The following is a 24,188-nucleotide window of genomic DNA, read 5'->3' as shown; positions in this document are numbered from 1 at the left end:
GCCATCCCCGGCACCCCCGGCCTCGAGCACCGCATCGGCGGCCTCGAGAAGGGCGAGGGCCACGGCAACATCTCCTACGACCCGGCCAACCACGACCTGATGGTCCGGACCCGGCAGGCGAAGGTCGACCGGATCGCCGACTCGCTCCCGCCACTGGTCGTCGACGGCCCCTCCGGCCCCCCCGGAGCAGGCACGGCGAAGGTCCTCGTGATCGGCTGGGGCTCCACCTACGGCCCGATCGGCGCCGGCTGCCGCCGGGTCCGCAAGGCCGGCTACCAGGTCGCCCAAGTGCACCTGCGCCACCTCAACCCGTTCCCGAAGGACCTCGGCGAGATCCTCAACAGGTACGACAAGATCCTCGTCCCCGAGATGAACCTCGGCCAGCTCAGCCTGCTGCTGCGCGGCAAGTACCTCGTCGACGCCATCGGCTACAACCAGGTCAACGGCATGCCCATCAAGGCAGCCGCCCTCGCCGAAGCCATCGGCGGCCTCGTCGCCGAAGCCGAGGGCATCACCGTCGACCTCACCCCCGCCCCCATCGCCGAGGAGGCGAGCAAGTGACCACCACGTCAACAGCTGCCGAGCCAACAGGTGCCGAGAACCTGCCCTTCCCCGGCCTGCGATCAGGAGTCGAGCTGGTCCCGACCAACGACCAGCCCCAGACCGGCAAGGAGTACACCTCCGACCAGGAGGTCCGCTGGTGCCCCGGCTGCGGCGACTACGCCGTGCTCAAGGCCGTCCAGGGCTTCCTGCCCCAGCTCGGCCTGCGCCGCGAGAACATCGTCTTCGTCTCCGGCATCGGCTGCTCGTCCCGGTTCCCCTACTACCTCGACACCTACGGCATGCACTCGATCCACGGCCGCGCGCCGTCGATCGCGACCGGCATCGCCACCGCCCGCGAGGACCTCTCGGTCTGGGTCGTCACCGGTGACGGCGACGCCCTCTCCATCGGCGGCAACCACCTCATCCACGCCCTGCGCCGCAACGTCAACATGACGATCCTGCTCTTCAACAACCGGATCTACGGCCTCACCAAAGGCCAGTACTCCCCCACGTCCGAGGCCGGCAAGATCACCAAATCCACCCCCATGGGCTCACTCGACCACCCGTTCAACCCCGTCTCCCTCGCCCTCGGCGCCGAAGGGTCGTTCGTGGCCCGCACCATCGACTCCGACCGCAAGCACCTCACCTCCGTGCTGTCCGCCGCAGCCGCCCACCGCGGCACCTCGATCGTCGAGATCTACCAGAACTGCCCGATCTTCAACGACGGCGCGTTCGACGCCATCAAGAACCCCGACACCAAAGCCGACGCCATCATCCCGCTCGTGCACGGCGAGCCGATCCGGTTCGGCACTCCGTCGTCTTCTGGGGAGGGGTCCAAGGGCCTGATCCGCGACAGCGAGACCGGCGGCGTGAAGATCGTCGACGTCGCCGACCTGGGAGACGCGGCCGAAGACATGCTGCTGGTCCACAACGCACACAACCCCGACCCCACCATGGCCTTCGCCATCTCACGACTGACCGACTCCGGCTACCTCAACCAGTCCCCGATCGGGATCTTCCGCCAAGTCGAGCGCCCGACCTACGACGACGGCGCCCGCGGTCAGATCGCCTCCGCACGGCAGGCGACGCCCGGCAGCCCGAGCGAGCGGCTCGCGAAGCTCATCGGCGGCGGCGACACCTGGACCCTCGTGTGAGGACCGAGCCCCACTATTGACGAGCGAGGTAGCTGCGTGCCCTGCTCTCCGCGAAAACAATGGCCTCCGGCCAGGACGTACCACGTCCGACTAGCGCGCGAAGCTTCATCGTTTCGCCCGGGGCATTCAGGGCGAACGCCCCGACACAGCGATCCGCTCTCCGGTAGAGGGCGACTGCACGCCGGCCTTGGCCTACGCCTCCTTCGATCCATTGAACCTCGTCGGCGACTGGAGAGCCGACGAACTGCAAGCGGTTCCCGTACCAGTCCGACCAGAAGTACGGGGTCGTCGTGTAGGCGCGGGCTGTAGCCGGGTCAAGGGCATTCTTCGCTGCAACGGCACCCTGCTCGGCTGCTGACGTCCAAGTCTCGAGGCGCTGTCGCCCGAACTGGCCGTTGGGCCAGGAAACTACGTCGCCCGCCGCAAAGACCCCTGGTACTCCAGTCCACAGGTTTGCATCACACACTATGCCGTTGTCGAGTTGCAGTCCGGACCCACGCAGCCAATCCGTCTCCGGATCGACTCCGATTGCGGTCACGACAAGATCGCTCGCGATCCTCGTTCCCACATCCAGCCGAATGGCCTCGACGGCCCCAACCCCCTCCAATGAAGCAACACACGCCCCGAGCAGGAGTCGGACTCCGTTCTCTTCGTGGAGATCGGCGACAGCACTCCCGACAGTAGCGCCCAAGGCTCGCACGAGTGGAACTTCCTGCGCCTCGACAAGGGTCACCTCTGCGTCCCAGGTGCGCGCGCTCGAGGCCACTTCGGACCCGATGAGTCCGGCACCGATGATCGCGACTCGCGCGCCTCGTTCCAAGCCGGCACGGACTGCTTGCGAATCCTCGTGAACCCGAAAGTCATGCACACCGCTGAGCTGACCGGCCGAATCGAACGGCTGTCGTGGGCGTGCCCCGGTCGCGATGACAAGACAGCCGTAGCGCACCGCGCTGCCATCCGCCAGGATCACGCACCGGCCGTCAGTGTCGAGCGCGACAGCTGGCACCCCGGACCTCACCGTGACCTGCAGACCGTCTTGCACGTAGCCGGCATCACGGAAATGAGGCGGCGTCACTCGGCCGTCCGAGGAGCCCTTCTCCAGCAGCTTCTTCGACAGCGGCGGTCGGTCATACGGGAGATGGTGCTCCGTGCCGATCAGAACGATCTCACCGCTGTAGCCGACCTGTCGAGCAGCCTCGACAGCTCGCAGGCCAGCAAGCGACGAGCCGACCACGACGAACGGCGCAGCCCCGGTCACGCGATCTACGGTGCTCATACGCGGTGAACTCTCAGAGCCTCTGTCGGGCAGCTGGCCACCGCCTCTTCGACTGCGTCCCGGTCATGCGGTTCGACCTCGTCGCGCAGCAGCACCAACTCACCTTCATCGTCCGTCTCGAAGTACGCGCCCGCTAGGGACTCACAAACACCCAGGCCACCACAGCGCTCGCGGTCGACGACGATCTTGTCCATTGCCACTCACTCCTTCCGCGACATATTTTTTAACCGTGGCTAAACTAACTGATGGCGTCGCGGTCCGCCACAAGAACCAGGAGGGCTGCACCGTCCTCGCCATCGCCGCGCCGCAGAGCCTTCAGCTTTCCTCAACCGCGCTCGATCCAGCTCGTCGACAGAGAGGTCCATCTTGCGAGTTCTTCTCATGGGTCCACCCGGAGCCGGCAAGGGCACACAGGCAGCTGCGCTCAGCCGCGAACTGGCGTTCTCTGCGATATCGACCGGTGACATCTTCATGCGGAACGTCGCCGAATCCACCCACCTCGGCCGCGAGGCTCGAACGTTCCTTGATTCCGGAGAGTACGTCCCGGACAGCCTCACGAATCGCATGGTGCGTGCTCGACTCCAGGAGGCCGACGCACGCGACGGCTTCCTCCTGGACGAGTACCCGCGAACTCTTGCGCAGGTCGAAGAGTTGGACATCATGCTGTCGTCCCTCGGGGTGGGCATTGACGTTGTCGTCGCCTTGTCTGTTGATCTCGGGTCGATCGTGAACCGACTTCGGCAGCGTTCGGCAACGGAGGGGCCGCACCGACGACACGGAGGCGGTGATTCATCGCCGACTTGCCCTGTACGCAGTGGAGACCGACCCACTTGTCGACATCTACCGAACGCGTGCGCTCGCGGTCGAGGTCGATGGTGCGGGCGTGCCGTCCGACGTGACCAGACGGATAGTTGTCCTCGTGCGCGAACAGCGATCCGGCGCCGAGAACATCAGGGCCGCCGACAGACACGCCAACTAATGCCCCGCATTTGAGGTTCCGTTACGTTTCGTGTGTTTGGGGATCTGGTCGGCGGTCTTGGTCCAGGCGAACGGGTGGGCGCGGTCGTTCCAGCTGTCGATGTAGGTGCGGATCTTGGTGTTGAGGTCCTTGACCGAGCCGTAGACGCCGCGGTGGATGGCTTGGCGTTCGATGAGGGAGAACCAGACCTCGATGAGGTTCATCCAGGAGGCGCGGGTCGGGGTGACGTGCACGACGAAGCGTGGGTTGTCGGCCAACCAGTCGCGGACGTTCTTGTGCTTGTGCGCGGCGTAGTTGTCCATCACCAGGTGCAGCTCGACTGGCTCTCCGTCGTCCTCGACCACGTAGCGGTAGGCACGCTCAATCTGTTTGAGGAACGCGAGGAACTCCTGGTTGCGGTGCCGCGGCTTGAGTCCGGCGGTGACCTTACCGGTCGCGATCTCCAAGGCTGCGAACGCCAAGGCTGCGAACAGTGTCGTGGTGCCGTGGCGGACGTAGTCATGGGAGCGGCGTTCGATCAGCCCGGGCAGCACCGGTCGAACGCCTGGATCTGCGACTTCTCGTCCACGCACAGCACGACCGCGTTCTGCGGCGGGTTCAGGTACAGCCCCACCACGTCGACGACCTTGACTCGCGAGGCGCCGGTCAGCTCGCGATCTCGGCCTTCTTCATCCCATCGGCCGACAACAGCACGATCCGGGCCCGCTGCGCGAGCCCTGCGCGCACGCCGCGCGAGCGCAGCAACTCCTCCAACCGCTCGCGACCACCTTCTCGCAGCGGCAACGCCGCAGCACCGCGATTCTCCATGCCTCAAGATTTCACCCCAAGAAACGTATCGCTACTTCCCACGCGGAGCTTGGAGCGCGTCTTCTCCCTCGACACGGGCATGCGCCCGTGGTGCCGGCGTCCGCCCGCTCAGCGCGGGATCTGGAACCTGCGAACCTTGCCGACGCTGGTGCGCGGCAGCTCGTCGATGAGATTCCAGGCACGAGGCCGGGCGGCTGGAGCCAGGTTCTCGGCGGCCCAGGCCTCCAACTCGTCCATGTCGGGTGGGTTCGCGCGGTCGTGGGCCACGATGAACGCCACCGGCACCTGATCCCGGACGGGGTCTGGCTGAGCCACGACCGCGACCTCGAGAACGCCCGGAGCCTGCGCCAACGCCGCTTCCGTCTCGGTCAGGCTCACGTTCTCGCCCGATACCTTGATCACGTCGTCCATCCTGCCCACGAACGTGCAGACACCTTCGGCGTCCCGGACGACGAGATCACCCGTGTGGAACCAATACCCACCATCGTGCGCGGTCAAGGCGCGGGCGTTGATCTCGGGAGCGTCGAGGTACCCGGCGAACAGATCGCGCCCGGGCTGGCCGTGGACCCAGAGCTCACCGACCTCCCCGGGGAACACTTCGTGACCGGTCGACGGGTCGACAACGCAGATCCGTCTGTTCGCAGCTGGTCCGATGACGTTGTGGACGGGGGGTTCGCTCGCGTCCGCGGTGACGATCGCGCACGTCTCGGTCATGCCGTAGAGCTGGCGCGGCAGGCGACCCGCGAGGCTGCCGAACAGCTCATGGTGCTCGCGGCCGAGACTCTGTGCGAACCAGATGTGCTCCAACGCGAGCGGCGCTATGTCCGAGGGGGTCCGCGCCAAGATCATCCGGATCGGCGAGGCGAACAGACTGGCATGCGTCACCTCGAGGTCACGGGCCTGCGCAACCCACCGCGATGCGGAGAACGACGCCACCAGCGCGACGCTCGCACCGACTGCGATCGCCGGACCGAAGCAGTAGTACTGGGCATTGGCGTGGAAGAGAGGGAGGGACACGAACCATCGGTGACGTGCCGCGAGGTGGGCCGCTTGGGCCATCGCGAGCGAGACCGTCGTGTAGCAGGCCTGCGTGAGGTCCACACCCTTCGGCTCCGACGTCGTGCCCGAGGTGAACATCACCGCCAGACGATCGCCAGGGCTCACCGGGGCACCGGTGACAGGCGGGGACGACAGGATCTCCGCCTGCGGATCGAGGTCGCTCGCATCTTCGTTCAGCTCCACGACGCACGGCACCGCGCCCGAGGCACCTTCACGGAACGCCGCCGCACGGGACGCCGCGACCAGGGCGACCTGCGGTCGGATCCGGCGCACCTGGCTGGCGACGTCCCGGGCAGTCGACGCCGGGTCGACCGGCACCATCCATGCACCCAGGCGAGCCACTGCGAGCCACGTCGCCACGAAGATCGGGGCGTTCCGCAGCACCACGTGCACTGGCGTGCCATGCCCGACCCCCCGGGCACGGAGGGAGCCCGCGACCTGGGCCACGACTCGGTCGAACTCCGCGTACGTCCACTGGGTCGTCACACCGTCGTCGGACCGGAACAGGAGGAATGGGCGAGTCCCGTCGCGGTCCACGGTGCGACTCCACAGGTGCGCGAACGGGATGTCGTGCGAGTTCATTGGATCTCCTCTGGCCGGGATCACCTGCCGCGGCTCGTGGCCGGGGCAGGCACGATGAGCCGCCGCCCCCCACTGTCGTGGGACGACGGCACACCGCACGAGGCAACTGACGGACGAACGGGCCTCTAGATCAGCACCGAAGGGGTCCTGGGGTGCGTGAACTCCAGGGAGGGTGCGGCGCTGGCAGCAGGGAGGAAGGCGAGGCGGTCGCAGACGACCACGTCGCGGACGATCTGCTCGCCGCGGAACTCGAGCAGATGCACCTGGGGCACCTCGATCGGCTCGTGCGACGGCTCGATGCCGCAGAACTCGCCCAGGTGCGTGCCACGCAGCACCACGTAGGCGGCGAGACGATCCGCAGTCACACCTTTGCCGACGTGGTGGACGTCGACCTCCGCGGTCATCCAGTTCCCCTCGACCAGGGCGTTCACGTCCGGGAACCCGCGGCGCACCGTCTCCACCCAATCCTCGACCGACCCAGGCCCGACGCGGGGCTCGCTCCACTCGGGGAAATGCCCGACGAAGTCCTCGGCGAAGAGCTCGTCGATCACCTCTAGCCGGCCGTTGTTCAGGGCCTGGTCCAGGAACCGGCAGAACGCGGCCTTGTGGCGGTAGCTCATGCGGTCACCGCACCGATCTCGGAGCCCACCACGGAGGCGGCCTCGTCGGCCTGGAAGAACCCCAGGAAGCCGCTCTGCGGGTGACAGTTGACGTAGTCGAGCCGCAGGGCGCCCCGGGGAAGAACGTGCTGGTCGACCCAGGTCTGGAGTTCGGGGACGATTCCCTCCGCGGCAAACTGCTCCATCAAGCCACTGAACGTGTTGTACAGCGCGAGGTGGGAGGGCTGAGTCCGGGCGGCGCGCTCGAGGTGCCGTAGGGTGAGGAAGTAGCAGAGGATACTGTACTTCTCCAGGTCCTCGCCCGTCTCAAGGTCCTGTTCGACCGTCCGGCGAGTGCTGAGCGCACCGCTGAGGGCAGGATTGTCGATGAGGTACTGCACCCACTTGTCGAGGGCCGGTTCGACCTCCGCCTCCCACATGGCGCGCTCGACAGGCGAGCTGATGAAGGTCGAGACCACGCCTTCGCGCACGAAGCAGATGTTGTTGGGAGCAGCGACGCTGACGCGTCGCCCGAACGTGTCCTGGTGGACCGGCGGCGGCAGCTCGTCACCGATGTCCGACGCGAGCTGGTCGCCCGAGCTCGTGACGTCGAACCGATCGCGATACCCGCCCCAGTACCCCCACTTGTCGCTCGGAACAGCCCGCATGGCGTGCGTGCAACCCACGAGCCGGTCGGCCTGGAGCCCGAAGCCCGCGAAGTTCACCCTGCCGACGTCGGGCGTCATGATCTCGCGCCAATAGCCCACCTCGCCCTGCTCGGGAAGGTCGTCCCACCACGCCACGACGTCGGGCGATTTGATCCAGCGCTCGAAGGTGTCCAGGTTCAACCAGTAGGCCATCATGATGTCCTCGTGGAAGCCCTTGGCGTCCCACCCGTGGCAGCGCTCGACACGGATCGGTCCGTCCTCCACGCCGAACAGCGCCTTCATCTGCGAGGCGAACTGCGGCCCGTGGCCCTCGGCCCTCGCCTGGAGGCCGAACTGCGCGTAGACGAGGTGCTCGACGCCGTCGGGGTACCCGAACTCGCGGAGCGGGACGTCTGACTCCGGAAAGACCGGCTGGTCGTGCTCACTCATAGGTGTGTCTCCTAGCGATGTCGAATCTCATCTGAAGGTGGTACACCGCCATGACGAGCTATGCACGTCATGACCAGGGGTCCCTGCCTCGGGAGGGGGGACGGTTGTGCGCGCTCGTGAGGCGACCCTCGCGACCTGCCGGAAGCCTACGCACATCATGTTCACGTGTCAAGACTTATTGACGAGATGGCGTCGGATTCTCCACCCTGCTCGGGGAGAGCGGACCGAGTGAGCTCTGGCACCTCTATCGACCCTGGGCGGACGACATTCCGTACGCACCCGGACCAAGCGTCACGGCGCCGCTCACCAGGTCGCCGGACGGCTCGACGCCGGCCCCCTCCGCCGGGACGACGGTATGCTCCCCGTCGAGTGCGGCGAGAGCCTCGTGGGCGAACCCGGCCTGCAGTTGGTCGTGCATCAGCCGTCTGAGCTCCTGGGTGAGCAGGATGCGCGAGTACCGCCGCGCCAGGGGTGGCTTCGCCGCGATCATCCGGGCCAGCTCCATGGCGCGCGGCAGCAGCTGTTCGGGCGGGACCACCTCGTTCACGACACCCCACGCGAGGGCCTGTTCTGCAGAGATCCGCTGACCCGTCAGAAGGAAGTACCGGCCCCGCTGCGGGCCAAGGATGTGCGACCAGGCGACCTGTGCACCATCGCCGGGGACCGTTCCCAGTGGGAAGTGCGTGGAGTCCTCGAAGACGGCCGTCTCAGCGGCGATAGTAACGTCGGAAAGGATGGCGAGCTCGGGGTGGACGGTCGCCGGCCCGTTGATCGCAGCGATGATCGGGATCTCGATCGCCAGCAGGTTGCTGATCAGACGGCGGCCCTCGAACATGATGTGGCTCCACTCCGACGCCGTCCCGACCGGGAAGGTGTCGGAGTCGAAGTCCGCGCAGAAGCTGTCCCCGGCCCCGGTGATGACCATGACCTTGTTGTGCGGGTCGCAGGCGATGTCGGTGAAGCAGTAGGCGAGCTCGTCGTGCGAACGCGACGTCCATACCAGTGAGTCGTCATCCGAGTGCAGGGTGACGAGCAGGACGCCGTCTTCGCGATGCAGCCGGACGTTTTCGTACTTCCTCGAGTACTCACTCAGGCAAGGCCTCAGCGACGACACCATGGGACACCTCCTGCGATCCGGTGGACCGCTCGACATGTGGGGGGCGTGCGCCCGGGCGACGTGGTCAGTCGTCCCGAGGGATCGGGACAATGGCGCTGTCAGTCACGGCCAGCCTCCGCCAACGGCGGGACCGGACCGAGCGGCGGGTCGCACTGTAGTAATAGTTTTGTCAATGAGTCAAGACTCATAGACGTATGATCGGCCACGGGCCGCCGGGTTAGAAGACCTCATCCCGCGCATGGACGTGGTACTCGTGCTCACGCGCTTCTAGCTCAGCGCGTTGGTAGAGGCCGCGACCACTTAAGGACGCCTCCAGGGCGTCCAACCAGCGCAGGTAGTAGTCGTCGACGCCATCCTGGCCGCGGTCAACGATCGCACGCGCCAGGTTCGCCCGGAAATCATCCCACTCGAAGTAACCATCGCGACACAGCGCGACAGCCATTCCGAACGCTCGGCTCTGCCAGGGCGACTCGAAGACCACCTCGCCATTGCGGCGAGGGACGGCGACGTCGTCCTGCAGGGAGCTTACGTCGACGTCGACCTCACCGCCCCCCACGCCGGACTCGCGATCAGCGCTGTGCATGATCATCGAGCCGTCGCCGACGGCTCAAGGTCAGGCAGCACGGTCACCCCGACCATCGAGTCACGGGTGACGAGCCCTGCCAGCTGCTCCTCGGACATGCCCTCCGAACCCTTCGGCCTCTTCGGCAGGATGAAGTAGCGCACCTCGGCGTTGCTGTCCATGACCCTGATTTCGACGTCCGCCGGCAGCTCGGTTCCAAACTCTCCGAGCACGGCACGCGGCTCCCGGACGACGCGGGCGCGGTACGGCGCGTCCTTGTACCACCTGGGCGGGAGACCAAGGACCGCCCACGGGTAGCACGAGCACAGCGTGCAGACGATGACGTGATGGAGGGTGTCGGTGTTCTCGACCGCAACCAGATGCTCGGACTCGAAGCCCCCGATGCCGAGCTCGCGCACAGCGGCGGTGGCGTCTGCCATGAGCCGGTCCTTGAACTCCGGGTCGCACCAGGCACGAGCAATGGCCTTGGCACCATTGAGTGGCCCGATGTCATTGGTGTAGATGTCGATGATCTCATCGATGGCGGCGCCGTGGAGGACGCCCTTCTCGCGCAGGATGGACTCGATAGCGCGCGATCGAACCTCGCCCTCACTGAGCTCACTCGGGTGGTGGTCTCCGCTCATCCGCGGGCCTCCTTCTCATCACGCTCGACATCGCTGCCGCTGTTGTCGTGGTCCATGTAGCTCTGCCACAGGTCGATGGTCAGGCTGGTGCCTGGTTCGGCACCGTCACCCCAGAGGTCGACGCCCTCGAAGCGGACTGCGAACACGGGCTCGGGGTTGTCGCCCCGCCTGTTGTAGATCGTGTCGGGCAGCGGGTGGGTCCCGCTGTAGCCGCAGATGACCCCGGGCTTGTTCCACGCAAAACGTGGGAGACGGGTGTGACCGGCGTGGGACCTCTGTCGGGCACGCACACGGTCGCCGATCTTGAACGACCGAGGCAGGTCGGGCCTTCGCTGACCCACTCCGTGATAGGCGATGCGCCATGCCGCCTCAGACTGCGCCTTGGCCTTGTCGGGGTCTGGCTCGGGAGGCTCCGGCAGCGGTTCGCCGCGTCGGACCATCGCTTGTCGCTGAGAGAGCTCCTCGGAGCTGAACCAGCCCTCTCGGACGCAGAGCTTCTCCAGCGACTCCAGCCAGTGCACGTAGTATGCGGTCTGGAGGTACTCCGCAGGCGGCATGAGCTCGATCTCGTAGCGGAACTCGTCCAGGGACCAGCTTCCCTGTGGACCGACCACGAGGAGCATGGCCATCGTGCGTCCCTCCCAGTCGTCATGGAAGACAGCCTCGTCGACTGTGTCGATAGGGCCTGGATAGTGGAAACCACCGACGTCGTGCACTCCAATCATCCTGAAGCTCCTTCGTTCGTCCGAGGGCACCGCTGCGGTCCCGTGAATGTCCGCGGTGCCGGCATCACCGTATCGCCTATCCGTCAATAGGTCTAGACGCATCCACTTGTTTCGAGCATCTGCTCCTCGTCCCGCGATCCCACCGTCGCTCGTGTGGGGTCGACTAAACGTCACAGAGCGCGGAGGGGGGAGGAAGAGCGCCGCGCTCGGCCGCGCGTCGTTCGCCCCGGGGGCGCAGGGTCCACGAGGGCGAACCCACCAATGCGGGCCTGCCCGACCTGGAGCGTGCCAGGGTGGGCGAAGTCCGGCGGGGGTGAGGCGACGGACCGGCGAGCAATCCGCTCTCGTGGAGCGTGCAGCTGGTTGGCGACTGATATCGGGTCGTCATTCCGGCAGCGGCGAGCCGCCGCCGAGTAGCTCATGAGCGCTTCGTATACGGCATGGGAGAAAGAGGAGATTGGCGGGGCCAGCTGCCCGAACTGAGCGCGGTACCGGGAGGAGAGCTCGTCACCCTCACGGTCATCGAGACTCTGGAAGTAGCTGAAGGCCACCCATATCCCGGTGGCGGCGGCATCGCCGACGCGCTCCCGCGTGGCCTCCTCCATGGTGAGCGAGACGGTCTCACACCGCGATCGGATGCCAGCCGAGTGCGCCTGACGCTGGAACGCGACCTCGTCAGCGCCGACTAGTGTCGACAAGACGATCTCGGTCCCCTTCCGCTCGATGTCCTCGACCACCCGCGAGAAGTCGAGGGTGCCGAGGCGCGCGAAAGTGCTGGCGATGACGTGGCCGCCTGCCTCACTGATCACGCGCTTGCTGTCACGGTGGGCAGCGTGCGACCAGCAGTAGTCGTTGCCGATGAGATACCACCGGCGCCCGCCGGCGCTCTCCATGGCCACCTGCGCCAGCGCTCGCACCTGGGCCAAAGGTCGCTCGCCCCAGCGGAACACCGACGTCGTCTCGGGACCACCCTCGTTGAGATGGGGCTGGATGATCGGGATCCCGCTGGCGCCGACGCCCTGGCAGGCGGCCGCGAAGCTGGCGCTCGTCACACTGGCGATGATCGCCCGACATCCGGCGGCGAGCAGGTGTCGGCTCTCCACGAATGCCCGGTGGGGGTCCGTGGCGTCGTCGACCACCAGCAGCTCGGCTCGCTTGCCGCGCAGCCCCCCGTCGCTGTTGATCTCGTCGACGGCCATCTGAGCCAGGTACTCGCACGCGATCGAGTTCACCGCATTGGGCCCGCTCTTGCTGACCAACAGGCCGATCCGGTGGACGCCGGGGTCCTGCGCGACCAATCGGGGCCAGCCACGACGATGCATCAGCCACGCCAGGCCCTGATCGTCGACGCTGGCCGTAACGACCACCCGCGAGCCCATGGGGGTGCTCCGCCGGAGACTGACGCGGAGCTCCCCCTGCCACGGCTGGTCATGGGTGATCTCGATCAAGCGTCCTGGGACGCAGCGCGAGATCCGACCGAGTAACTGGACTCGATCGCCAACATCGCTGCCGAGCGGGAGGTCCAACGTGACCGCGTTACCCGGTCGTACTGCGTCGCACTGAGCGCCGAACAGCCACCCACCGCTCGCTCCCGACTCATTGCCGAACATTTCGTACAGTTCACGAGGAGTGCGGAAGACCTCATCATGAGCGGCAAGAACGATCGATGCCAAGACGTCAACTCCTCAGTGGATCAAGACCCGACAGCCTCGCTACGCCCGTTGCTGCGCCGAAGCTCCTCGTCCTGTCCTGCCGCTGTCGCGGATGCCGGTATTGCGCTGCGTAGCATCCCGTGCAGTGTTGCCACGGCATCACGCACCGGACCGTCCGGCTCGATCGCGTAGAACCTGTATCGGCCCTCCCGGCGCTCGGAGACGAGCCCGGCCGTCCGGAGGATCCGGAGATGGCTCGACACGGCCGTCCGGCCCACACCGTCGACGCGCTCCGCGATCTGACCAGCTGTGAGCTCGTCGTGCTGCGCCAAGTCCTGCAGGATCGACCGACGGGTCGGATCTGCCAGAGCGTCGAATGTGTCTTGCAGTGAATTCACCATGCGGAGCCTACTCTCAACGGCGCTCAAGTCAACATGTGCAGACACATGGCCATGAGGCGAGCCGGCTTCACGAGGACGAGGGCGCTCGATCGTCGTGGGCGAAGGGCGGGGAGGCGAAGCCGCCCACGATCTGCTCGAAGTTGTGGGCCAATTCGATGACCGTGTCGTCCTCGAACCGGCGCCCCACGATCATCATCCCGACCGGAAGATCGCCGTCGTGGCGAGTGGGGACCGAGCACGCCGGATGCCCCGTGACGTCGAAGGGTGCCGTGTTCCGCAGCATCCCCAGGGCCCGGTCGAGGTACACGTCCAACGCGCAGTCCGGCTCGGGGATGGGAGGAGCGACCATCGGCACGGTGGGCATGAGCAGCAGGTCGAACCCTTCGAACGCGGTGTCGTACGCCTCGGTCAGCTGGGGAACGAGGTTCCTCGCCATGGCGTAGTGCTTACCATGCGTCTGCGAGAGCGAGTGCGACGCCGTGAGCGCGACCATCTTGACGGTGGTGGAGAAACGCGACGCGTCCTCGCGCCACGCCCTGCCGAAGTGCTCTATCACCTCCGGGTCGTAGAGGCCTGGCCAGTTCATCCCGTAACCGTTGCCCTCGAGCATCTGCCGGAAGGAGCCATCGGTCGCGATGACGTCCCAGAGCTGACTGCCGTGCGCGTGCCACGGGATTGAGACCTCGTCGACCTTGAGGCCGGCCTCGGCCAGCGTCTCCGCGGCCGCTCTGACGGCGGCGTCGACGCGCGCCTCGGAGTTGTCGTGGCCGAAGCCCTCCCGCACGAGGCCGAGGCGGAGGCCCGCGGAGTCTCGCTTGAGCGCCGCGCCGAAGCGGATCTTCCGGATCTGCGCTGGCTGTCGGGGGTCGCGCCCGTCCGGACCGGCGATGGCGTCGAGCATCTCTGCGGTCCCGCGGACGGTACGTGTCATGGGGCCTAGGTGGTCGAGGGTCTGTTCGATCGGGAAGGCACCCGTGTACGGCACCAAGCCGTGCGTCGGCTTGAAACCGACGATTCCGCAGAAGGCGGCTGGGATGCGAACTGATCCTCCCTGGTCCCCGCCGATCGCCCCGTCGACGACGCCGGCCGCCACCAGCGCCGCGGAGCCTGACGAGGAGCCACCGGCGGTACGGGTGTTGTCCCAGGGATTCAGCACGGGGCCGGTGGCCGAAGTGTGCGATCCTCCTGAAAAGCAGAGGTCCTCGCACGTCGCCTTCCCGGCGATCGTGCCACCAGCATCCAGGAGTCGCGACACGACCGTGGCGTCTCGACTCGGCGTGAAGCCTTCGAGGATGCGAGAGCCGTTCATCATCGGGACGCCGGCGACGGACGTGTTGTCCTTGATCGCGAATCGCCGCCCACCCAGTGGGCCGTCCTGGGCACCTCGCACGTCGCACGTCATGTACCAGGCGTTGAGCGGATTGGCCTCCGCCGAGGGCTCGTCCCACTCCCGGGTCGGCGCCACCGGGGCGCAATTCTCGTAGAGGAACTCCACCGCGTCGTACGACGCGAGCGAGGCAGTAATCGCAGCGGTGAGGTCAGTGACCTGCTGGGAGTCGAGTCCCAGGTCGTGGCGCTGCGCGATCGACTCGAGATCTGCGGAAGCCGGTGGGCGCATGGGCATCGAACTACCTCCAATTGGCTCCACGGTCGACGGAGAGCAGCCGGAGGCTGCTCAGGGACCCGCCACTCGTGGCACGTACGCGTTGACTGATCGACCGAGCCGGCACGGCAGCGATCTGCCGGACCGCTGCTTGTGACCTGCATCGTCCGGTCTCACCGGACTCGCCGGGGACGCTCCTGGGGCGCGAGGTGCCCGGCCTCGGCGAAGGCCGGGCACCCCGCGTTAGGGGACGCGGCTCACTCGTACTGCTGCTCCCACTTCGTTACGTAGGTGTCGATCTGCGCCTCCACGTCGAAGTGCGTCTCCCCCTCCGGTGGCACGTTCGAGGCATCGATCACCTCGAACTCGAAGGCACCATCCGCTGCCTTGGGATCGATGGGCGCGCCGTCCACCTTGTGCGCCAGGATCTGGTCGATGGCGATCAGGATCCCGGTGTCGGCGTTCGCGTTCGACAGCACCAGGTTCGCGCCCTCACGGATGAGCTGCAACGCGCTCGGGTTGTCATAGCGGGCCAGTTGGATGACATCGGGGTGATCATCCGCCAGGACGGCATTTGTCGCAGCCGGTGTGAAGTCGCAACAGCTGAAGAGGACCTTGGCCTTCGGATGGGCCTGAATGAGGCTGGCCGCTGCGTCCTGTGTGGACTGCGCGAGGTTCGCCGGGTCGAGATCGACCATCCCGACCTCCTTCCACCCCGCCTCCTCCAGCAAGGGGGCAGCGCCGACGATCGCTAGGTGAGCCCCGTAGATCGGCGTCAGATCGATCTGCACGTACTCGCCGCCCCCGGGCACCTTCTCGGCAAGGTACTCGGCGAGCACGCGGCCGTATTCCTCGTCCTCGGGCGCGTAATTGGCGCTCAGCAGGTCCATGCCCGGCCCTCCGGTCGACAGCGCCGCGGCAATGATCGGGATACCTGCGTCCTTGGCGTCCTCCAACTGCGTCCTGATCGGACCCGGGTCGACGGCCATCAGCACGATGCCGTCGACCTGCTGGGCGATGAGCGCCTGCACACTGGATCCCTGTACGCCGGGATCTCCCTTTCCGTCCATAATGACGGCTTCCCAGCCGATCCGGTCCAGCGCGGCCTCCGCCGTGTCGGACCAGATGGCGACCCTCTCCGACTCGGCAGAAGACTGGATGAAACCGATCTTCCCCGAACCGAGCTTGCCGGACCCGGATCCGCCGTCGGAACCTCCCTCTGATCCACCGGACGACCCGCACCCGGTCAGGGCCAGGGCCATGGCCATGCAGAGCGCCACCGTCACGGCGGCCGCTACTTTCCTCTTACTCACTCGTGTCTCCATTTCAACGTGGGGCTGACTATGCGATCGCCGAGGTGATGTTGGCGACGGACAGGCGCGACCGCTCGATGACGTCGACAATGCGTCCGTTCGCCACGCAGATGACCTGTTGGCACAGGGCGACGAGCTCCTCCGGCTCGCTCGAGGCGACGACGACGGCTCGTGACTCGGCGATGTCGCGCACGAGGGACCACAGGTCCTCGCGGGCCGCGACGTCCACACCGATGGTGGGTTCGTCCAGGATGACGAGCGAGGCGTCGGACGCGAGGCACCTGCCGACGAGCGCGCGCTGCTGGTTGCCCCCCGACAGCTCTCCGATACGCCGTGTCCCGGATGCCCGGACCCCGAGGCGTTCCAGGATGGAACGGACCTCACGCGTCTCGTACCGGCTGCGGATGAACCCACCCCTGGACCACGCGCGCAGGGACGAGATCGAGACGTTCTCGCTGATGGTCGAGGTTCGCAGCGCCGATCGCGAACGATCGCCCGCCAGGTAGGAGACACCGTGCGCAAGGGCAACCGTTGGCGTCAGCGACGTCACCTCGACGCCGTTGAGGAGGACCGCTCCGTCGGTGCGGTCGACCGCTCCAGCCAGCAGCCCGGCCAGGTCCTTGGCGCCCGAGCCGAGCAGACCTGCGATCCCAGTGACCCCCGTCGCCCGGATGCTGACGGACACGTCGGTCAAGTCTGCGCTCGACACATGTCGGAGCACGGCCGCGTGCGCGTCGTGGCCCGGTCCCCCAGCACGCGCACCAGCGCTCGTGCGACGCGCCAGGGTGTCGTCTGTAGGCCGCTTCTCCGGGCCTCCGGTCGCGTCGTGGATGAGATCGATGAGGGCATCCTTGGTGACCTGGGCGCGCTCGAGGACCCCGCCACCCCGACCCTCCCGCACACACGTCACGCGGTCGCAGATGCGAGCCACCTCGGACAGGTGGTGCGAGACGTAGACGACGGCCACCCCGGACGCGCGCAGACGCTCGACCGCGTCGAGCACGGTGGCGGCCTCGTCCGGAGGTAGGCCGGCCGTCGGCTCATCGAGGATGACGAGCTCGGCATCCCGGTCGAATGCGGTGGCGATCATCACCAGGCGCTGGAAGTGCGGCTTGAGCCGCTGGACGGGCATGTCTGGATCGAGGGTGATCCCCACGACGGCCAGGGCGCGCTCCGCCCGGGCCTGCGCTTGGGCGCGCTGGTACAGACCCCATCGTACCGGCTCGGCTCCCAGCGTGATGTTCTCCGCGATCGTCATCTCCGGAAGGGTCGTCAGCTCCTGCGGCACCAGCGCGATCCCGCGTGCGGTCGCATCGCGGGGGTCGTGGAACTCGACCACCTCGCCTGCGAGATGGATCGTCCCGCTCGAGGGGGTGACGGCTCCGGCCACGACCTTCATCAGCGTGGACTTCCCGGCGCCGTTCGGACCCACCAGACCGTGGACCTCGCCCGCTCGGATCTCGAGGTCGACGCCTCGCAGCGCCTGGATGCCGCCGTAGTTCTTGGTGACGCCGGTACAGACGAGGATCGGCTCGTCGATGAGGACTCCGGTCTCGTGACGGGCCGACGCCCCGCCCTGCTCGCTCATGCGCGCTTCCCTCTCGCAGCCAGGAGCACGGCTGCCGCCAGCACGGCTCCCTGGATCAGGTTCACGAGGGCAGTGGACTCGTTCATCAGCGTGAGGCCGACCTGCAGGGTGACGATCCAGAGGACGCCGAGCGCGGATCCCAGGACCGAGAAGCGCGCTCGACGAGAGGCTGCCGCGCCCAGGAAGGCTGCCGCGTACGTGTTCAGCAGCAGGCCCTGGGAGGCGTTGGGGTAGTAGGAGGCCGACCGGGACGTCAGGATCAGGGCAGCAAGCACCGAGAGGACCGACATCACGACGAAGGCGATCACGACGAGCCGCCGCACGGGCACTCCGGCGAGGAAGGAGGCCGTCCGGTTCTGGCCTACGGCGTAGACGTGGCGCCCGAACCGCGTTCGATGCATGGCCAACCACGCGACCACCAGGGTCAGAGCCGCTGCCCAGACCGGCCAGCGCACCGTGAGGATCTCGTTCCTGGTGAGGACTCGGAACGACTCGGGGACGTTCTGGTAGATCGTGGTGTTGTCGGAGATCGACAGTTCGACGCCCGTGAGAACCGATCCCACTGCCAGCGTGACGATGAAGGATGACGCGCTCGTCCGTGAAACGACGAGCCCGATAGCCAGGCCGGCGATCGCACCACCGGCCAGCGCGGCCGCCACGGCCATCGGCACCGGCCAACCCTCCCTGGACATCAGGACGATGACGACCGCGCCGGAAAACCCAACGACGGACGTGTAGGCCAGGTCGAACTCGCCCACGGCGAGGACGATCGTCAGACCGACGACGAGGATCAGCGGAACTGCGGCCTGGTCGAGGACCGTGCGCAGGGTGTCCGGGGTGAGAAAGGTGTCGGGCGTCCTGATCGCGAAGTAGAGAACGAGCAGCACGAACCCGCCGACCACCGCCCATCGGCTCACGAAGTCCAGCGAGCGCGTGAGGCGCTCGTGCCCGGTGACGCCCACGGCCGTCGAGCGAACGCCGCCTGCCGACGCGTCGGACGGTTCTTGGTCGTTGGTCGGCTTCGCCAATGCCTCGGTCATCATCTGCCCTCCGGTCGCAGTCCCGCGTACTTCGCCTGAACGCTAGGCCGCACCCGCCTTTATGTCAATACTTCATGACATATCCACATTAGAGATCGCCCTACGCGCAGTCGCGGCCCTCCGGAGCTCCGGACCGGACGCGACCGGGCCGAGCCCGACCGGCGGTTCGCTGGCCCCAGGGCCCCCGCGCAGCACCCACGCGGCGACGAGCTCGGCTCTTCCGACCGTGTTGACCTGCCTCACCCAGGCGGGTCGTGCCCCGTCGCGTCGGGCCTCGGTCGACGGGCTCACGACGACGAGGTTCGAGTAGGCGCACGCGCCCAGGCAGTCGACCCGGATGACCTTTGCGACGGCCTCGAGGACGCCCGAGATCGCTGTGTGGTCGACGTCTGGGTGCTTGCGCGCACTGCCGCAGCAGCAGCCGTCGCACAAGTGCAGATGAGGGCCGCCGCTCCGCGTCAACCGATCAGGCTCCCGACCGCGCCGATGACGAGGCGGCGGGTCCACGACGAGCGGCACGACGCCTGGTAGGCCCTCGGTCCGGAGCAGCCGACAACCATGCGTAGCCTGCGCCCATCACGAACCACATGGCGCCCATCTGGGCCAGCGAGCCGAGACGGAACTCCCACAGCAGGCTCGCCGGAACGTCCCCCGGGACCTGGTCGGCGACGTTCGGGGTGGCCAGCGTCACGACGATGACGGCACCGACCGCGGCTAGGGCCGGCGCCAGGACCCGATTCCTGGGCGAGAGGGACCGAGCGCGCGAGAGCGCGACCACCACGCTCGTGAGTGCGACGGCGCATACGATGGTGCCGAGATAGACCATGGTTCGCACGCCGACCGTCGATGGATCGCCGATCGACGGCGGGTTGGCCGGAAGGACCACGGCCGGGGCGAGCGTGAAGGACACGAACCCGAGGGCCGCCACCACCACGGGCGCGGCGGGCCCTGCGGCGGTGCCGGCGATGCGGTCACCGAGGTGCCGATTCACCAGCGCGAACGCGATCCCGACGAGCACTCCGACGACGACAGCCGTGAGCATGCCGGCATAAACCTGCTGACCGCGGGTGACGATCTCCCCGCCGTGATGGCTGGCCTTTCCGAGCCCGGTGTGGGAGGCCTCATGCCGGGCGTCCTCGATGGCAATCGCAGCCCTTATCGACGGCTCAACCAAGACGTACATGACCACTGCGCCGACGCCGCCAGCCACGGCGCCAGCCAGAGCTCCTCGGCGGACCGCGCAGCCGATACTGACCTCGATCACGGCATGCTCCCCAGCACTCAGTGGCACGGAACCCCCAAGGCGTGCCTGGCATCGTGCGTGACCTCGTGCAGGTAGAGAGCCGCCTCGTGGCTGAGGATCAGGCCGTTCTCCTGCACAAGGAAGAGGACAGCGAGGAGGGCAACAGCTGCGAGCGCGAGCGCTCCCGCAGCCTCGGCGCCGAATCTATCGGTCGAACCGCTTCTTGCGTGTGCCATGACGATTCTCCTTTCGAGCGTCGCGTCGGCGAGTGGTGTTCGGTCGAGCGCTCAGTCGGCCCTGACGCCAATTGGCCCCGGACTGGCGTCCGCCCGGGGCCCCGGCGCAGGTGCCAGTCAGCTGCTCGCACGTGCACTCGGGTCGACAGGTCGATCCCTATACATGTCATCTTGTGGTGACATATTGAACTAACCACGCATCTTCGGCCAAGTCAAGATGGGTGCGTCGCTTCGCCGCGTCAAACTCGTGTGCCAACGATGTCGTGGTCGAGTGATGGCGGCCACACCTTTGATGTTGCCTGTCGAGGCAACAAGCCGACCTTCATTCAACGAACTGCGCTGGTGACAGGGACCGGACCCAAGCGGTTCTTCGGCTTTCTCACGCGGTCCGTCTACTCCGCGCCACCGTAGGGCATGGACGAAGACCGGTCGACGGCCACTCCGCCATCGATGGTGAAGACCGACCCGGTCACAAAGCTGGAGGCGGGCGAGGCAAGGAACAGGGCCAGTCCTTGGAGTTCGTCGGGGTGAGCCGGCCTGCGAAGCGCGCTGGCTCCCACGAACTGCTTCACGATCCCGTCCCTCACGGCGTTGCCATCTCCCAGGCTCGTCGTGAACCCCGAGGGTGCGATGGCGTTGACGAGGATGCCCGAAGGCGCGAGCTCAAGTGCAGCGTTGCGCATCAGCGCGATCACGCCGGCCTTGGACGCCGCGTAGGCGTATCCCACGAGCGGCTCCGCTCGGATGCCGGAAACCGATGACATCAGCATGATCCGCGTGTAGTCGGGGTCTGCGAACTCGACTCCAGATCGCAGCGTGTTGAGCACGCCGCCCAGATTGATGTCGATAACCCTCTTCCACCGGTCCAGATCAATCTCCGCAAGCCGCCCCGACTGATGAATCGGTCCGGTACCGGCAGAAATCCCAGCGTTCGCCACCAGGATGTTGATTCCCGACCCGTCCGATGCGGCTGTCGCTACTGCGCGTCGTACTTCCTCCGCGTCAACGACATCGACCACCATCGTTCGAACGGTGATTCCGTCCATGGCCAACTCATCGGCTACGTCGCGCAATCCCCGCTCGTTAACGTCGAGGCACGTCACGCGCGCGCCGGCGCGAGCAAGGACGAGCGCAATAGCGCGGCCCAAGCCACTTCCGCCCCCCGTGACCACGGCAACCCGGCCACGGATGTCGAAGAGGCCATCAAGGGTCCGCGATCGCACATCGTCGTTCACTGTCACTTCCAATCTCCTGTCACACACTTGGGTAGCGGACGACATCGGACGTCACGTCGAGCTCGAGGGCAAGCATTCACCGGCAGCTCTAGCCCTGCCTCACCCGACTTAGAGATCGCCGGACCGCCGTGTCACCATTGGGATAAGGAGATGCGAGTCGTACTGACCTCCGGTATGCAGCACGTGCATGCCCTCGTTGACCGTGTCCTCGTGGCGGGCGAAGACCTTCGGTTTCGGATAGCGGTTCAGATCGGTCCCCTGGATGATTAGGCGAAGTCGGTCTCCTGCCGCGAACGACGTCCCTGATGGCAAGACCTCAATCTCGAGGCGAGTGGGCTTGTCCGGTTCGAGATCAAGTAGACGCTGATGGGCGAGTACGGGCTGGAACGGGGTCGACTTCTCTTGATCTAGCTCTCGATGGGACGAACGTATCCAGCCGAGGGCCACGGGGCCGTCCACGAAGTTCCCGTAGAAGGGGAACGTGACCACTTGACCGGCTGCGTCGAACTTCCAGACCGAGACGAACACGTCCATCTCGGTCGTCTTCTCAGCGGACATGTGCAGTGTTGCCTTCATGTGCCCGACGAGCTCGGTTGCTTCGTCGAAGACGACCTCGAACTCCGCGCGATGTGACCCTGGCCCACTCCCGGCGCCGTCATATGCCACGGTGCTGACCTCGGCTGCCGGCCCCCAGTTGAGACTCCCCTGTGCCGCATCGAGATAGAGGAAACGGTAGTCGGTCTCCGGCAGCGGCCATTGCTGGTCAGTCCGAATCTCGCTCTCGCCTATGCGACTGCGAACCTCCACCCGGACAGGGGGCCAGGAGGATAACTCGTTGTCAGCGCCCTTCAGGAAGTGGTCGAAGAACGTGCGCTGCCGCTCGACGCTGTCCGGGTCGTAGTAGTAGGCCCACTTCTTCTGACCATGCACCTCTAGCCACTTCTGGCGCGACGAGATCTGCTTGAACCCCTCGAGCGTGCCCCGGGTGTGCAGGCCTTGGTCAGTCCAGCTCGCCACCACGTAGGCAGGCGTCTCGATCTCGTCGAGCTTCGCCGCCTTGCTACGCCAGAAGTCGTCGAAGAATGGGTGCTCGGCGGTCTCCGCTTCCAAGTCCTCGATCTCGGTACGACTCGCCCCCCATCTGTCCCACAGATAGGGCCAGAACCAACTAGAGGGAATTCCTCCGTGGCGAACGACTTCTCGATACGTGTCATTCCACCCCTCGAAGGGGTTAATGGCCGCCAGGTGTGGCGGCTTGAGTGCGGCGACGAACCACTGCGACGTAGTGAGGTACGAGACCCCGGAGAGCCCGACCTTGCCGCTACTCCACGGCTGCACGCCTGCCCACTCGATCAGGTCGTAGTAGGCCAGAGCCTCCTCGGGAGAGCAGTAGGTGGCACGTCCCTCGGAGTTCCACGTGCCGGGAAGGTCGATCAAGACGATCGCGTAGCCGTGCTGGGTCCAGTAGACCGGGTCCGGGCTCTCGAACGCGGTGTGCTTCGAGGTCCATTCATCCTTTACACCGGAATCAGGGAAGATCTTCTGGATCGGCAGGGGGTTGTGCTTGCCGTACGGCATCCAGCTGACCAGCACCGGCGCCGGCTCATCAGAACTCGGACGGTATACGTCAAGGTAGACGCCATCCCCGAACCGCGTCTCGACGCGGACGTCACGCTCGACGACCATGCCATCCTCGATGCCTAGCCTGTGATTCGGCTTTGCGCCACCACGGGACTCGGGGGTCATCTTCGGCGGGCGGAAGCGGTATTCGTACGTCGACATGTAACCTTCTCAGTTGTGGGAATCCATGTCCGTGGGCCGATAACTGCGCGGTCGACTCACGTCGACAACACTAGTTCGTTGTGACTGGCCCCACCCACGCGATGTTCGTTGGACGAACTCTGGATGCAGGCACATGGCTGGTTCACTGCTAGAGCTCCGAGTCATGCAGGTCCTTTTCAGTTCCCGGTTCCGTCCAGCCACTGGGCACCGTCCGCGTACAGACGTTCGACCGCTGTTCCAGTGAGGCCCGGGAGGCCTTCCTTGACGTCAAACCCCGACTTCGTTTGGACGTAGCCCAGGTGTCGATAGCCGCTGGGGAAGCGGCCCAGCAGGACGGGATCGAGATCGAGCATCATCGCCGGGTTAACCACATCGAGCCGGTCCTTTTCGTAGATCGGCTGCCGTCGTACGATCTTCCACTGCTCGTTCTCACGCGACAGGAAGTCGTAGAAGCGACCGGTGCACACCACATCAACCTCAACCCCGTCGACCGACGCGCGCTGGTTGATCGTCATCTTGGTCTGCGCAACTGCACGGTCCCCTGCAATATCGGCCGTGTGACCGCCAAGGAAGTGCAGGATGCTGACACCGTTCTCGAATCCGGATCGGCTGACCTTGATGAACTCGCTCGCCGGCCCTTGGAACCAAGTTGCGTTCATCCACCCGTCCTGTGGGTGCCACACCGTTGCGAATCGCTCCCAGTCCCCGGCGTCGCGCCATATCGCCCAATTGTCGATGAGCTGCCTGATCTCAGCGTTGTCCTGTGATCGTGCACGTCCCACTAGTGCTCCTTTGTCCGCGTCCGTACGTCATCTGCGACCGGCCTCCGTCCGCTGACTCGGCGCGAGACCTCCTGTAAGGCGTAACCACTCGTACTTCCGATCGTCCGGGGCAGGACGAAGTCATCAGTCTCCAGCTGCCAGGACGATGTCGAAGCGCACCGTGCTCCAG

General features: G+C 66.3%; 23 protein-coding genes and 2 pseudogenes. 3 read left to right on the top strand and 22 right to left on the bottom strand.

The window, feature by feature from the left end:
• Positions 1 to 561: pseudogene (locus tag ABEA33_RS00220) on the top strand (2-oxoacid:acceptor oxidoreductase subunit alpha); the annotation flags it as partial.
• Positions 562 to 602: 41 nt separating this feature from the next.
• Positions 603 to 1,697, top strand: a complete 1,095-nt coding sequence (locus ABEA33_RS00215; RefSeq protein WP_425577268.1) for a 2-oxoacid:ferredoxin oxidoreductase subunit beta — start codon at positions 603 to 605, stop codon at positions 1,695 to 1,697.
• Positions 1,698 to 1,710: 13 nt separating this feature from the next.
• On the opposite strand, the gene ABEA33_RS00210 is transcribed toward ABEA33_RS00215, so the two are convergent.
• Both ABEA33_RS00210 and ABEA33_RS00205 read right to left on the bottom strand, forming a co-directional pair.
• Positions 1,711 to 2,955 (bottom strand): NAD(P)/FAD-dependent oxidoreductase, encoded by a 1,245-nt coding sequence (locus tag ABEA33_RS00210; protein ID WP_345524473.1) that lies wholly within the window; start codon positions 2,953 to 2,955, stop codon positions 1,711 to 1,713.
• Positions 2,956 to 2,969: 14 nt separating this feature from the next.
• Positions 2,970 to 3,167: a ferredoxin gene (locus ABEA33_RS00205; protein ID WP_345524472.1), complete on the bottom strand. Its 198-nt coding sequence runs from the start codon at positions 3,165 to 3,167 to the stop codon at positions 2,970 to 2,972.
• 187 nt (positions 3,168 to 3,354) lie between these two features.
• Here ABEA33_RS00205 and ABEA33_RS00200 point away from each other — a divergent pair, with 187 nt between their 5' ends.
• Complete coding sequence (locus tag ABEA33_RS00200; protein WP_345524471.1) at positions 3,355 to 3,966, top strand: adenylate kinase family protein; 612 nt, start codon at positions 3,355 to 3,357, stop codon at positions 3,964 to 3,966.
• Here the strand turns inward: ABEA33_RS00200 and ABEA33_RS00195 are convergent.
• From ABEA33_RS00195 to ABEA33_RS00100, 20 genes and pseudogenes are all read right to left on the bottom strand, one after another.
• Positions 3,949 to 4,580: pseudogene (locus ABEA33_RS00195) on the bottom strand (IS630 family transposase); the annotation flags it as partial. The gene ABEA33_RS00200 and the pseudogene ABEA33_RS00195 overlap by 18 nt on opposite strands.
• A gap of 17 nt (positions 4,581 to 4,597) precedes the next feature.
• Positions 4,598 to 4,759 carry a hypothetical protein gene (locus tag ABEA33_RS00190; RefSeq protein ID WP_345524476.1) on the bottom strand — a complete coding sequence of 54 codons (162 nt, stop codon included), beginning with the start codon at positions 4,757 to 4,759 and terminating at the stop codon, positions 4,598 to 4,600.
• Between the two features lie 108 nt (positions 4,760 to 4,867).
• Entirely contained in the window at positions 4,868 to 6,400 is a 1,533-nt protein-coding gene (locus tag ABEA33_RS00185) for a class I adenylate-forming enzyme family protein (protein WP_345524470.1), read from the bottom strand.
• A gap of 125 nt (positions 6,401 to 6,525) precedes the next feature.
• Entirely contained in the window at positions 6,526 to 7,020 is a 495-nt protein-coding gene (locus ABEA33_RS00180; protein WP_345524468.1) for an ester cyclase, read from the bottom strand.
• On the bottom strand, positions 7,017 to 8,096 hold the full coding sequence (locus ABEA33_RS00175; RefSeq protein ID WP_345524467.1) for a phenylacetaldoxime dehydratase family protein: 1,080 nt from the start codon (positions 8,094 to 8,096) through the stop codon (positions 7,017 to 7,019). Before ABEA33_RS00175 ends, ABEA33_RS00180 begins: the two co-directional genes overlap by 4 nt.
• 244 nt (positions 8,097 to 8,340) lie before the next feature.
• The gene (locus ABEA33_RS00170; RefSeq protein WP_345524466.1) at positions 8,341 to 9,213 is read right to left on the bottom strand and encodes an enoyl-CoA hydratase/isomerase family protein; all 873 of its coding nucleotides are present in this window, start codon (positions 9,211 to 9,213) and stop codon (positions 8,341 to 8,343) included.
• Positions 9,214 to 9,430: 217 nt separating this feature from the next.
• Positions 9,431 to 9,802, bottom strand: coding sequence for a nitrile hydratase accessory protein (locus ABEA33_RS00165; RefSeq protein ID WP_345524465.1), 372 nt, complete (start codon positions 9,800 to 9,802; stop codon positions 9,431 to 9,433).
• Positions 9,799 to 10,419, bottom strand: coding sequence for a nitrile hydratase subunit alpha (gene nthA / locus ABEA33_RS00160; RefSeq protein ID WP_345524464.1), 621 nt, complete (start codon positions 10,417 to 10,419; stop codon positions 9,799 to 9,801). The genes ABEA33_RS00165 and nthA overlap by 4 nt, the downstream gene beginning before the upstream one ends.
• Positions 10,416 to 11,246 (bottom strand): nitrile hydratase subunit beta, encoded by an 831-nt coding sequence (gene nthB, locus ABEA33_RS00155; RefSeq protein WP_345524463.1) that lies wholly within the window; start codon positions 11,244 to 11,246, stop codon positions 10,416 to 10,418. The genes nthA and nthB overlap by 4 nt, the downstream gene beginning before the upstream one ends.
• A gap of 68 nt (positions 11,247 to 11,314) precedes the next feature.
• Positions 11,315 to 12,523 carry an ABC transporter substrate-binding protein gene (locus tag ABEA33_RS00150; RefSeq protein WP_345524462.1) on the bottom strand — a complete coding sequence of 403 codons (1,209 nt, stop codon included), beginning with the start codon at positions 12,521 to 12,523 and terminating at the stop codon, positions 11,315 to 11,317.
• A gap of 314 nt (positions 12,524 to 12,837) precedes the next feature.
• Positions 12,838 to 13,197, bottom strand: a complete 360-nt coding sequence (locus ABEA33_RS00145; protein WP_345524461.1) for an ArsR/SmtB family transcription factor — start codon at positions 13,195 to 13,197, stop codon at positions 12,838 to 12,840.
• Between the two features lie 67 nt (positions 13,198 to 13,264).
• Positions 13,265 to 14,821, bottom strand: coding sequence for an amidase (locus ABEA33_RS00140; RefSeq protein WP_345524460.1), 1,557 nt, complete (start codon positions 14,819 to 14,821; stop codon positions 13,265 to 13,267).
• Between the two features lie 236 nt (positions 14,822 to 15,057).
• Positions 15,058 to 16,086, bottom strand: coding sequence for a sugar ABC transporter substrate-binding protein (locus ABEA33_RS00135; RefSeq protein ID WP_345524459.1), 1,029 nt, complete (start codon positions 16,084 to 16,086; stop codon positions 15,058 to 15,060).
• A 55-nt stretch (positions 16,087 to 16,141) separates the two neighbouring features.
• Entirely contained in the window at positions 16,142 to 17,701 is a 1,560-nt protein-coding gene (locus ABEA33_RS00130; protein ID WP_345524458.1) for a sugar ABC transporter ATP-binding protein, read from the bottom strand.
• Positions 17,698 to 18,741, bottom strand: a complete 1,044-nt coding sequence (locus ABEA33_RS00125) for an ABC transporter permease (RefSeq protein ID WP_345524457.1) — start codon at positions 18,739 to 18,741, stop codon at positions 17,698 to 17,700. The genes ABEA33_RS00130 and ABEA33_RS00125 overlap by 4 nt, the downstream gene beginning before the upstream one ends.
• Positions 18,742 to 19,207: 466 nt before the next feature.
• Entirely contained in the window at positions 19,208 to 20,005 is a 798-nt protein-coding gene (locus ABEA33_RS00120) for a CbtA family protein (protein WP_345524456.1), read from the bottom strand.
• 17 nt (positions 20,006 to 20,022) lie between these two features.
• Positions 20,023 to 20,220: a CbtB domain-containing protein gene (locus ABEA33_RS00115; RefSeq protein WP_345524455.1), complete on the bottom strand. Its 198-nt coding sequence runs from the start codon at positions 20,218 to 20,220 to the stop codon at positions 20,023 to 20,025.
• Between the two features lie 392 nt (positions 20,221 to 20,612).
• Positions 20,613 to 21,461, bottom strand: a complete 849-nt coding sequence (locus tag ABEA33_RS00110; protein WP_345524454.1) for an SDR family NAD(P)-dependent oxidoreductase — start codon at positions 21,459 to 21,461, stop codon at positions 20,613 to 20,615.
• 102 nt (positions 21,462 to 21,563) lie between these two features.
• Positions 21,564 to 23,237: a CocE/NonD family hydrolase gene (locus ABEA33_RS00105; protein ID WP_345524453.1), complete on the bottom strand. Its 1,674-nt coding sequence runs from the start codon at positions 23,235 to 23,237 to the stop codon at positions 21,564 to 21,566.
• 176 nt (positions 23,238 to 23,413) lie between these two features.
• Complete coding sequence (locus tag ABEA33_RS00100; protein WP_345524452.1) at positions 23,414 to 24,019, bottom strand: nuclear transport factor 2 family protein; 606 nt, start codon at positions 24,017 to 24,019, stop codon at positions 23,414 to 23,416.
• Positions 24,020 to 24,188 lie beyond the last annotated feature (169 nt).

Source organism: Nocardioides endophyticus (genome assembly GCF_039543845.1).
Taxonomy (GTDB): Bacteria; Actinomycetota; Actinomycetes; order Propionibacteriales; family Nocardioidaceae; genus Nocardioides; species Nocardioides endophyticus.
The sequence above is the reverse complement of the archived record's forward strand: the minus strand, read 5'-3'. Positions and strand labels throughout refer to the sequence as shown.